General features: G+C 42.0%; 10 protein-coding genes. 9 read left to right on the top strand and 1 reads right to left on the bottom strand.

Annotation, left to right across the window (positions count from 1 at the left end; all coding sequences use genetic code 11):
• The first annotated feature begins 131 nt into the window (after positions 1-131).
• The 8 genes from NLP_RS04200 (at position 132) to NLP_RS04175 (ending at position 10,832) form a co-directional block, all read left to right on the top strand.
• Positions 132-1,676 carry a putative Ig domain-containing protein gene (locus NLP_RS04200; protein ID WP_104905286.1) on the top strand — a complete coding sequence of 515 codons (1,545 nt, stop codon included), beginning with the start codon at positions 132-134 and terminating at the stop codon, positions 1,674-1,676.
• Positions 1,677-2,083: 407 nt separating this feature from the next.
• Entirely contained in the window at positions 2,084-2,770 is a 687-nt protein-coding gene (locus tag NLP_RS04195) for a hypothetical protein (RefSeq protein ID WP_104909771.1), read from the top strand.
• A gap of 198 nt (positions 2,771-2,968) precedes the next feature.
• Positions 2,969-6,823: a CHAT domain-containing protein gene (locus NLP_RS04190; protein WP_104905285.1), complete on the top strand. Its 3,855-nt coding sequence runs from the start codon at positions 2,969-2,971 to the stop codon at positions 6,821-6,823.
• A gap of 169 nt (positions 6,824-6,992) precedes the next feature.
• Positions 6,993-7,427 carry a M14 family zinc carboxypeptidase gene (locus NLP_RS04185; protein ID WP_104905284.1) on the top strand — a complete coding sequence of 145 codons (435 nt, stop codon included), beginning with the start codon at positions 6,993-6,995 and terminating at the stop codon, positions 7,425-7,427.
• Entirely contained in the window at positions 7,352-7,579 is a 228-nt protein-coding gene (locus NLP_RS32755) for a hypothetical protein (RefSeq protein WP_158680275.1), read from the top strand. Before NLP_RS04185 ends, NLP_RS32755 begins: the two co-directional genes overlap by 76 nt.
• Positions 7,580-7,682: 103 nt before the next feature.
• The gene (locus NLP_RS35970; protein ID WP_199784842.1) at positions 7,683-7,844 is read left to right on the top strand and encodes a M14 family zinc carboxypeptidase; all 162 of its coding nucleotides are present in this window, start codon (positions 7,683-7,685) and stop codon (positions 7,842-7,844) included.
• Positions 7,845-7,862: 18 nt separating this feature from the next.
• Positions 7,863-8,345 carry a GNAT family N-acetyltransferase gene (locus NLP_RS04180; protein ID WP_325034751.1) on the top strand — a complete coding sequence of 161 codons (483 nt, stop codon included), beginning with the start codon at positions 7,863-7,865 and terminating at the stop codon, positions 8,343-8,345.
• Between the two features lie 738 nt (positions 8,346-9,083).
• The gene (locus tag NLP_RS04175) at positions 9,084-10,832 is read left to right on the top strand and encodes a fasciclin domain-containing protein (protein WP_104905282.1); all 1,749 of its coding nucleotides are present in this window, start codon (positions 9,084-9,086) and stop codon (positions 10,830-10,832) included.
• Positions 10,833-10,890: 58 nt separating this feature from the next.
• On the opposite strand, the gene NLP_RS04170 is transcribed toward NLP_RS04175, so the two are convergent.
• Positions 10,891-11,556: a class I SAM-dependent methyltransferase gene (locus NLP_RS04170; RefSeq protein WP_104905281.1), complete on the bottom strand. Its 666-nt coding sequence runs from the start codon at positions 11,554-11,556 to the stop codon at positions 10,891-10,893.
• Positions 11,557-11,623: 67 nt separating this feature from the next.
• Between NLP_RS04170 and NLP_RS04165 the strand changes: the two genes are divergently transcribed.
• Complete coding sequence (locus NLP_RS04165; protein WP_104905280.1) at positions 11,624-12,031, top strand: hypothetical protein; 408 nt, start codon at positions 11,624-11,626, stop codon at positions 12,029-12,031.
• Positions 12,032-12,033: the final 2 nt, after the last annotated feature.

The raw sequence follows: 12,033 nt of genomic DNA, 5'->3' as shown, positions 1-12,033 counted from the left end.
CTAATTAATCCAATAATTTCAGTATTAATCAATAACTGAAGTGATGTTTACTGCCATCTTATTGACTAGCGATCGCCAGATAATACTTGTTAGAAGAAAATCATAATCTCTTACTATTTTAATGTCCCTAAATTGAAAATAAAATAACCCTTAATTATACTACAAAATATTTATGCAAGAGTTCTAATAAATTCAATGCAGCTACGCGCACATTTAGCGGTACACCAACTAAGGCTGATGTCAGTGTTCTCAATATTAAATTGACAGCAACTGATACATCAGATCAAACAGTCATTGCTAATTTTGCTTTAAAGGTAGACAACATAAATCATCCACCCACCTTACAAAATGCGATCGCTGATCAAATAGCTAAACAAGATACAGCTTTCAGCTTTACTTTTGATGACAATACCTTTATTGATGTAGATGCAGATGATAGTCTGAGTTACTCAGCAACTCTACAAGATGGCAGTAATCTACCTAACTGGCTAAAATTCAATGCGGCTACGCGCACATTTAGCGGTACACCAACTAACGCCGATGTTGTCAATCTGACAATTGAGGTACAAGCTAAAGATAATGATGGTGTAAGTGCCACTGACACATTTGCATTAGCTGTCGAACCCAATAACGGCACACCTACCTTCAAGCTTTCAAAAATTGCGGATGATATCTTTAAAATCTCTAATAGCAGTAGCAAATCAAAACTTCAAGTTACTCTCACCGGACAAAGCTCTAATCTTGTAAATGAACTAGGAGTGTTTACCGTTGACGATGCTCAAGGTAATATCAATGGTATTGCTCCAGGCGCAGCAGGTTATGCCCAAGCAGCTTTAGACCGAGCTAAGGTAATTTTCTCTGCTATTGCCAATCTTCCCAATGGGTTTAATACCGACAATTTGACACATCTGTTGGAATTTAACTCCGGTGATAATTTCAGATTTTATTTGGTGAAAAATAGCACAACTGATGCTGTACGGACTGGAGTAACTTCATTCACAGACATACTATTTTCCGATCCTTTAACGCAAAAGATTACAGATTTGGGGAATGATGACTTTTCCCTTGCGTGGAAAGATGGCTCTGGTAATAACGCTGCTGACTTCAATAATCTGGTGGTAAAAATTCAGTCCACAAATGATTCATTACCTCTGGGTACAAATCTGCAAGCAAACCCCCAAGGAGAAGTGATTGATTTGCGCGGTGTCACAAGTCAGGTAAAAGCTGATTTTATCGTCAACAGAGAAGCGGCTTTCAATAATTTCATCGGCTTCTATCAAGTAGCTGATGAAAATGGTGGCATTGACACCAACTCAGATGGTAAAGCAGATATTCTCACCGGACAGGCTGGTTATACTGAAGCCGCAGTTCGGGGGCGGGTTGCAGGCATTGACTTGACAGTTAATAACCAAGGTAGTGCAACTTCCACAGGAACTTTCCAGCCAGATTCTATCTTTGTACCATTTATTATTACTAATGGTACGCCTGATGCTTTACTTGATAGCAATCCAAATAACGATCCAGCAGTTTACTTCCCATTTTTGGGAGCTAACACTGATAAAGTAGATCACATTCGCTTGTTAGGGAATAACGTTTTTGGCTTTGAGGATTTAGCAAGTGGTGGTGACAAAGATTTCAACGATATGATCGTACGAGTCAATATGACTATCGCCTAGTCTAAATTATTAAACATTGCCGCTAGCTAACAGTCGCCAATATTTCATAATGTCTTCTTAATAAATCTCAACACTTCCACGATTAACTATTAAACCTCACAGAATAGAACAAAGCAGATGAGCAGAGGAGCAGAGGGGAAAGTTGCTGTGAGTTTTTCCTCTCTGCCCAATGACGCCAGTCGCTCATGGGGGAAACCCCCTTCTCTACGAGACGCTCCGCGTTCACGGAGCGTCTCGTAGAGAAGGGGCTAGCGTCTCTCTTTGGGAGAAGACCGCGCTGGCTCCCCAATAATGCACTAGAGGAAAAAAGAGATTTCCTGTCTATACGTTTTATTGACTGAACTAACGCCATAGTCCAGTGCGATCGCTACAATTTTATAGATAAGTAAAACTCGATGGTGCAGCAGATGCTCAAGCGGCTATTTCAATGGCTCAAAAAGCTTTTTCAGAGCTTGTTTGGTGGAAAACAGACTACCTCAAAATATCGGGGAAATGTCCAAAAAGAACCAGCACCACCCTTAAGCGATACGGATCTGGAATTTCTCTTCAACGAACTGTTGCAAGGAGTACATCAAGCACGAGGGGAAGCATGGGCACAGAAGTGGCTGCATAATATCGAACATCGCATCACAACTGAAGACTGGGTTGAGTGGTTAGGGCGCTTTGGCGACAGATTGCTAGCATCTCCGACACCAAATAATGAAATGGCTGCGCGGTTAGTGCAATTGGGTGAGTTGGGCATCGGAGAAATTGGAGATGTTGCTTATAATATCGGGATGCAGTTGTTGACACGCAATGAAGGCGAACCAATTTGGGAATATGAAGGGCCAGATGCTTTTAGCACTCCTTTGCCCTCTGAGGTAGCTGCCCCAGTATCAGAGTCACCAGATGCACCAGAGAACCCCCCAGAGGGAGAATACCAAACTGTCACTCTAGAACAGTTGTTTGTGATGTTGCAGGAGGATGAAAATTTACGTCAGCAGATTGCTCAACAGCTTGCCGTTGAAACAGACGATCCACAAGTGCTTGTCCAAGCATTAATTAGTCAGTTATATCCTGGTGGTCAACCGACTACAGAGCAAACTGAAAATTAACTGCTTACCAAGAGTCAAATTCAAGAGTTAAATCTGGGAATTGTTACGTTGTAATGCTATGCTTTTGAAGATTTGTATATTTTTTGCTAACCTGCTACGGAAGCGCTGTGCGAATCTAATGGATTTTTACGTAATTGATGATTTTTTTAACACAACGATGGCTACAATCTAGAAAAACAAAATCCAAGAGTGTGGCAGATGCTCAGGCGGATATCGCAGTCGCTTAAAAGGTTTTTAAAGCGCCTCATTGCAAGTAAACAGAATAGTTCTCTCAAGGGTTCGAGAGGACGCACTCTGGTGGGGATACTACCAGAACTAACCAATGCGGATCTGGAACAATTGTTTATCCAATTGTTAGAAGGCGTGCATCAAGCACGAGGACGACAGTGGGCATTGAGGTATCTGCAACGGATCGAAAATCGCATTCCGGCTGAACGTTGGATAGACTGGTTGGTGATGTTTGGTGAAAGCTTGCTAGCTTCACCTACACCAAATCCTCTTTTAGCAACACAGATGGTGCAATTGGGGGAACTTGGTGTTGGCAGAATTGGAGAAGTTGCTTATGACATTGGCATTCGGCTAATGCAAAACTTACCTACAGAGATAGAATATCAGGACAATCAGGCACAAGATGATGTAGAAAGTACTCCTGGGCAAGAACTACTCCGCGATTTGGGCGAGCAGTTATGGGAGTACGAAGAGCCAGATGTAATAGAAAGTACTCCTGGGCAAGAACTGCTCCGCGATTTAGGCGAGCAGTTATGGGAGTACGAAGAGCCAGATGTGGTAGAAACTACAACCGATGAAGAAATTCTCCCAACTTCCCCCGGACAAGGGCTAATCCGTAGCTTTGGCGAGCAATTATGGGAGTATGAAGAGCCAGATGTTGAACCAATAACGTCAGCCCCCCAAAATGCCTCTTTTGAAGAGAGATCGCCCGAAAACTTAGAGGAACTGGTATGGGAATATGAAAGGGAAGACGCCCAAACCACAATACCAGAAAATATCCCTCTCCCGGCAGGGGAAGATTCAATCAGCTTGTTAACCCAACTTAGGTTCGATGAAGAAGAAGTTGTTCAAATTACAACACCAGCAAATCTCCTTTCCACTAGACAAAGGACTGAATTAGCAACGTCTTCCTCGGTGGAAACCTGGGATAACACTTTGACGAATTTAGAGCCGAATGTGGCTAATACTTTAGATGAGTTGTGGGTGAGGTTGGATCAAAGTACCAATTTAGTCCAGCAACTTGCTTCTGATTTGGCAGTTCAAAGCACTAATTCCCCTGATATTATTGAGCGACATAGCGATAATCCGATTACTGATGCTCAAGGGTGGTTTTACCAAGGTCTAAGCCAAGCGAAAACAGGCGATTTGTTAGGCGCGATCGCATCTTATGACCAAGCCATTGAAATGCAACCCGAATTTTCCGAATATTGGTTTAATCGAGGCTTGACGCTGTTCCATTTAGAACGTTTTGATGAAGCGATCGCCTCTTACCAAACAGCCATAGAACTGAAACCAGACTTTTACAAAGCTTGGTACAACCGGGGTGGAACTCTCGGAGAATTAGGATATTTTGAAGAAGCGATCGCTTCTTTTGACAAAGCTATAGAAATCAAGCCAGACTATCAAGAAGCGTGGTCTAGCAAGGGTTTGGCACTGCTGAAATTAGGTTGGCTACCAGAAGCTATTGCTAGTTATGACCAAGCACTGCAACTCGAACCAGAAGACCAGGAAAACTGGTATCACCGAGGCATAGCCCTAGCTGTCAGCGAACAATTTGCTGAGGCGATTATATCTTATGACAGAGCTATAGAAATTGACCCAGAGTACCACGAAGTTTGGATAGATCGGGGTGTAGTGCTGTTTAATTTAAGAAGATGGTCAGAAGCGATCGCCTCCTGGGACAAAGCACTTTCAGTTCAAGCCGACTTCTACTTAGCTTGGTACAACCGAGGTATAGCATTAGACAATTTAGGACGTAGACAAGAAGCGATCGCCTCTTATCAGCAAGCGATCGCCATTAAACCCGACTTCCATTTAGCTTGGTATAATCAGGCAGTAGCACTGTTTTATTTAGAACAATTTGCCGAAGCGATCGCCTGTTATGATCAGGCTTTGCAAATTAAACAGGATTATTGGGAAGCTTGGATTGGTCGGGGAACTGCGATCAGTAATTTAGTAGATTCTGACGCCTTGCGGAATTTGTCGAGTAGTCTCATAGTGACAAATCCCACCCTACAACAGGGTGGCTACGAAGGAAAATTAGCCAGCTACGAAGAAGGGTTAAAGCATCTGCGGACAGATACCCATCCAGAAGGTTGGGGTAGATTGCATTTTGCGATCGCTAATACTTACTACGAGCAAGGCAAAAAACATACTAATCCCCGCGATTATTGGCGCAAAGCTGCATCTGAGTACCATCAAGCGCTGTTAACCTTGACACTAGAATATTTTCCCCAGTTGCACTTAGAGGTTTTGCAATCTCTAAGCAAAGTGTTGATGGGTTTGGGACAAACCACACAAGTTCAAGAATTGCTGCAACGTGGGACAGATTTATTGCGACAATTACTGAGTGAAGAAACTCGCTCAGACGAAAGTAAAAAACAGCTAGCTCTAAAATTTGCCGGCTTCGAGCAATTGGCAGTTGATTTAGCTGTGGAATCGGGTGATTTAGTAGAAGCTTGGGAAATTGCCGAACAAGGTAAAAATGCTTGTTTAAACTGGCTGCTTTCTGGTTGGAATGATAATATATACTCGCCTTATTATGGCGCAATTCAACAACTATTCAATCCCACAACAGCAATTATTTACTGGCATATTAGTCCTGTTGCCCTACATACTTTTATTCTCAAAGACCAAGCTCCATCACCAATTCTCCTGTTTACACCCATGCAAGATGCTGGAGTAATACCTTTAGGAGAAGATGTTATCCGTCTAAATGAATTGCCTCTACCCGAAGCAGTGCAACGCCTAATTGAATTTGAAATTTGGCTAGAAGATTGGCATCAACAATACCAAGAATATCGCAGCACAGCCCACGACAAAGAAAGTAAAAGTCAGCATTCTTGGCGAGTTGATATGGAAGAGAAACTGTTGCAACTGTATGAAATCCTGAATATTTCCACAATTACCCAGGAACTCGAAGGTATCACCCAACTGGTCTTAATTCCTCACCGGGACTTGTACAGATTGCCCATTCATACACTTTTCCATCTTTCTTCGCCATCACCAGAAGAGTTACCGAATGTGGAATCAAATTTCAGCTTTACCTATCTACCTAGTGCCAAAATAGGTTTATCAATCAGAACTGAGGATATTTGGCAGTGGCAAAATAAGTTATTGCTCAGTGTAGAACATCCTGAAAGTACAGGTTATCCCCCACTAAAATTTGCCAAACTGGAGTCTGAAATTGTTAGTCAGATGTTCAATAATATCCAACGAATTCAGGGAGCAGAAGCTACAAAAAGTATTGTTGAAAATGCCTTATCTGATAATTATAATATCTTGCATTTTACGGGTTATGTCACTAATAATCTAGCTGAACCTAAAAAATCAGAATTAGCATTAGCGGGTGAAGACAGACTTACTCTCGATGAAATCTGCCAACAAAATCTAGATAGTTACAACCTTATTACCCTCTCGGCCTGTGAAAATTTAAGTACTAACAACTACACTATTAGCAGCGAATATGTGAATTTAGTCAGTGGTTTTGTCACTCAGGGCGTACCTCATGTAGTAAGTACTCTCTGGAGTGTAGAATCTTCGGCTAGTGCCTTGGTGATGATCGAGTTTTACCGACGATTACAGCCCAATAAATCAGCAGTTACTGCCTTAGCTGAAGCAACACGATGGCTGAAAGAACTAACTGCTGGAGAACTGACAAAATGGTATGAAGATGTTTTGAATAATCTGCATCCAGAGGAAGTAAGAATTCAAACTTATTTAGCGACACAACTATATAGAAATAGTAAAATGGCATCAGATAAAAATCTTTATAACCATCCTTACTACTGGGCAGCATTCACGATTATGGGTAAGCCTAGTTAATACTTTGAAACTTAGTCACAAGCAATTTTTGATTTTGGACATTCTATTCCAGCCATAAAATTAGCCAGATACTTGTTTTTAGCAGAGAAGCTAGTAAGCGTTGTCAGCTTATTGATACAAGAATTGAAACGGCAATAGGTTTAAAATAATTCGTACTGAGAGGTTTATTATGCCAGATGTTCGGTTTGATAAATACTATCGTTATGAAGACTTAACACGCATTGTACACAGTTATGCAAAGGAATTTCCCCAACTAGTACGCATAGAAAGCATTGGCAAGAGTTACGAAGGACGTGACATCTGGCTATTGACAGTAACTAACTTTGCCACTGGCGCACATCAAGAAAAACCTGCCGTCTGGGTTGATGGCAATATTCACGCCACTGAACTCGCACCATCAAGTGTTTGTCTATATCTCTTGCAAACATTAGTTACAGCTTACGGTACTCACTCAGAAATTACCCGTTGTTTAGATACCCGCACCTTCTACATTTGCCCCGTGTCAATCCTGATGGTGCTGAGTTGGCATTGGCTGACAAACCGAAATTTATTCGCTCCGGTACTCGTCCTTATCCCCACGATGACGAAGGCAACGATGGGTTAGTAATGGAAGATATCGATGGCGATGGTCGGATTTTACTGATGCGAATCCCCGATGCTAATGGGGCTTGGAAAGTCTGCTCTACTGAACCCCGGCTGCTGGTGCGGCGCGAACCAACAGAAATAGGTGGTCAGTATTATCGGGTACTACCATAGGACTTACGCAATAATTCTCTGAAACCTTATTCCTTTGTGTCCTTTGCGTCCTTTGCGGTTCGTTTTTTCATGATTTTGCGTAAGTCCTGTACCAGAAGGAAATATAGAAAATTATGACGGAGTTGAGATTAAAATTCAGCGTTCTAAAGAAGGGCTAGATTTAAACCGAAATTTTCCATTTTTGTGGCGGCAAGAATCTGAGCAATCGGGGGCTGGCCCCTATCCTACATCTGAAACAGAAGTGCGTAGGCGTAGCCCGTCGTAGACATCGCTTGTCGAGTTTATCACTACACATCCTAATATTACAGGAGCGATCGCCTTTCATACCTTTAGCGGTGTTCTCATCCGTCCCTACACCCACCTCAGTGATAACGAATTCCCCGTCAATGCGCCTCTACCGGCTGATGATGTTTTACAATCTATCTGGGATGGGATTTTACATGATCCCCGTTTGTATTACATTGTGGCTGATGTTGATAACCGGTTAGTAGCAACATGTAATTTAACCATTGTTCCCAACTTGACGCGTGGCGCACGTCCGTACGGCATTATTGAAAATGTTGTCACCCATCTCGATTATCGACAACAAGGATTTGGTAGGCAGGTGCTAGATTATGCCTTGGCTTTAGCATTGCAGCAACATTGCTATAAAGTGATGCTTCTGAGTGGCTCAAAACGCGAAGAGACGTTGAACTTTTATGAAAATGCAGGGTTTAAGCGTGGACTAAAAACCGGATTTGTTGCCTTACCTCCAGAAGAGTTGTAAGCAAGATTGATACCGATTAGACATCTTCCAAAAACTCTAGTTTATCTTTGGGTTCATTTTCATAAAATTGTCTTTTGGAAAAAAATAATTCTTAGGCGAAAATCTTGGGACAATCAGGCTCGAAATTTTTGATTGCGATCGCTAATTTCCGGTCTAGTATCTGAAAATTTACCATCAAGGACAACTATCTAAAGAGTGAAAGTTTTTCTTCAAAATCCAGCCCTGAGTTAGTTGTATAATCAGGGTAAAAGATTAACAATACACCATATCGCCAAGATTGAATTTATTTCTTAAATATTGCTAAAGATCATGATACATTGAGTTTGACGGCATTAACCCTCCTCGGCAATTATAAAGAGATGGCTATTAAAGGCCAATTATTTTACTGCTTGACTGCAATTTTAGAACTGAATAAAATCGCCTACTTGCATTAATTCTCTTTATTGTTGCAACATATTAAATTACCACAGGAGCCATGCTTATTTTTAGTGTGCTCTGCGGTTCTTAAAAAAATAGGAATTCGATACTATGTGTGGTGCACATGAGGATAAACGTTATGAGATATCAGAGCAGCTACTCATAATGTCCAGCGTTTTAATTTTCCAGAGCTAACAGGTTTCATTTCTGGTTTTCATGTCGAGGCGAACCAAATAATCATCTAGATATTTGTATTCACTTAACCTTGCATCCAGTATTTTCCACATAGTCAACCCAAGAAATTGAAAAGAGGATATTTCCATGTCTAGTTTGTCTCGTTGGTCATCAACAAAGGTTGCTTTGCTAGTTCTGGGAATGACAGCTGCTACAATAACTCCCATCGTAATTTCTGCCCCAGCTTCATCTCAAACTCCTGTTCCATCTGCGACACCATCACCTGAGACACCATCACCTGCGACACCATCACCTGAGACACCATCACCTGCAACACCATCACCTGAGACACCATCACCTGCAACACCATCGCCTACTTCAACAGTTAACCTATCTGATGTTTCCTCAGATTATTGGGCGCGTCCCTTCATTCAAGCCCTAGCTGAGAATAACGTGATTAGTGGCTTTCCTGATGGCACTTATAGACCAAATCAGCCTGTGACTCGTGCTGAATTTGCTGCCTTGATTCAAAAAGCTTTCAGTAACCAAAACCGAGTTCGGCAATTAAGTGCAGGTGGATTTAGTGATGTTCCTGCTAACTACTGGGCGGCTGCTGCAATTCAAAGCGCTTACGAAACTGGATTTTTGGCAGGCTATCCTGGGAACGTGTTTAGACCAAATCAAGAAATTCCTAGAGTGCAGGGGATCGTTGCTTTAAGTAGTGGCTTAGGTTTAACTGGTGGTGATACAAGTACTCTCACTAATTTCTATAACGATGCCTCAGCTATTCCAGAGTATGCTGTTGGCAGTGTGGCAGCAGCAACAGTAGGTAATCTTGTTGTCAACTACCCGGATGTAAAACAACTCAATCCCCAACAGTCTTTGACTCGTGCTGAAGCAGCAGCACTTTTATATCAAGCTTTAGTTAAACAGGGACGCGTGCAACCCATTGCTAGCAATCTTCCAGCTAGTCAGTACGTTGTGGCTGGAACTCCTGTCAGTACTGATATTGTTTCTCTAGCAGCATCCAGTAGTTCTTTTACAACTTTGACTTCTTTATTAAAGACAGCCGGTCTAGCAGATGTTCTTCAACAGCCAGGTCCTTATACAGTCTTCGCTCCCACCAATGATGCATTTGCTGCTTTGCCTGCTGCTACCTTACAACAGTTAGAGCAACCAGAGAATAGAGAAGCGTTAGTTAAGATTTTGAGATATCATGTGGTTCCGGGTGCGGTAACTGCTAGTCAACTCTCAGCTGGAAAATTGACAACCGATGAAGGAAGACCTGTAAATATTAAAATTGATTCCGCCAGTAGTCAAGTTTCGGTGAATGATGCCAAAGTTCTCCAGGCAGACGTGAAAGCTAGCAATGGTATTATCCATGCAATTAACCAAGTCCTAATTCCGCCTGATGTTAACATCAGTAAGTTAAATCAGCCACCAACAGGAAGTACAACACCTGATGTTAACGTAGGTAGAAGTACTCGTGGTGGCAGAAGCTATATCGGAGTTGGTGGTAACATTGGTTTGAGTGGCGATGATACAGCTCTGAGCGACACTAACTTTACAGTGATCAGCAAACTTGGCCTGACAAACAATATATCGGTGCGACCATCGGTAATCTTTGGGGACGATACAGTATTTTTAGTTCCTGTGACTTTAGATTTTTCTCCCCGTAGAGCAGGTTCAGTGGGTGAAAGAAGCTTTGCTATATCTCCTTACATCGGTGCTGGTATAGCAATTGAAGCTAATGCTGATACTGATATTGGATTACTGTTAACAGGTGGTGTAGACCTTCCTCTCGGTTCTAAACTTACGCTAACAGGTGGTGTAAATGCTGCTTTTGTGGATGATACTGATGTAGGATTACAGTTAGGAATTGGCTATAACTTCTAAGTATATAGAAGTTGAATATGTAATAAGGGCGCACAGTTAGTTGTGCGCTCTTGCTGTATTAAGGTCGCTTGATTGCTAAAGTAAGTCCATCAGCGATGGGGACAAGGGAGAGGCTAATGCGTTCGTCATGATGTAACTTCTCGTTGAACGCCCGGATTGCTTGGGTGCTTTCATCTTGATTTTGCTCGTCAGCGACTTGTCCAGACCATAAAACATTATCAATTGCAATCAATCCACCTGGACGCACTAATTGTAGCGATCGCTCATAATATCCATCATAATTTTGTTTATCAGCATCAATAAAGGCAAAATCAAAAGTCTCGGCTTGTCCAGTTGCCAATAGCCGCTCTAAAGTTTCCAAAGCTGGTGCCAATCGTAAATCGATTTTATCGGCAACCCCAGCTTCTTGCCAATACCGCCGAGCGATCGCAGTAAATTCTTCACTCACATCACAAGCGATAATCTGGCCATCAGCCGGTAGTGCCAAAGCTACAGAAAGTGAGCTATAACCCGTAAAAACTCCAACTTCTAGGGTTTTCTTCGCTCCAATCAACTGCACCAGAAGGCTCATAAATTGCCCTTGTTCTGGTGAAATCTGCATTCCACTCCGGGGATGGTTGGCGGTTTCTTGACGCAACTTTCCAAGAATCTCTGGTTCTCGCAGCGAAACGGATAAAAGATAATTGTAGAGTTGGTTATCAAGGCCTATAGACTGTTTTGGCATGATAGATGAGAAAATTGAGAGAAACTACAGTTATACTATCGCTGATAAGTGAAATCTCAGGAATAACATGGTGCGGTTAGTTTTGATAACAATATTGCTGGTGCTAGTGACAGCTTGTGGCAGTATTGGACTGCTACCAACTAGCGATTTAGTGCAAAAAGCGATCGCATTTGGGCTAGAACAAACTCAACAAAAACTTAGCCAACAGTTAGATTTAGATTTTCAAGGATTTGAAATTAAGCGGTTATCAATTACCCAGGAACAACCCCTGACGATTGACAATTTACCAGCTTTCCGCGTTCGGGGAACCTACGACTTGATTGTTAAACTGCCAAAACGGCGCTTGACGCAACCAAAAAAACCCTTTGATGTTTATCTACAAATTCAGCAAGAAGGTAAAACTTGGCGATTGCTGCTTGCAGAAAAAGGTAGTAAAGATAGTCAATCAATTTGGCGTAGTTATTTAATTGAGTAAAA

Origin of the sequence: Nostoc sp. 'Lobaria pulmonaria (5183) cyanobiont' (assembly GCF_002949795.1) — a bacterium.
Taxonomy (GTDB): domain Bacteria; phylum Cyanobacteriota; class Cyanobacteriia; order Cyanobacteriales; family Nostocaceae; genus Nostoc.
Note: the sequence above shows the minus strand (reverse complement) of the source record. Positions and strands in the feature narration are given on the sequence as shown.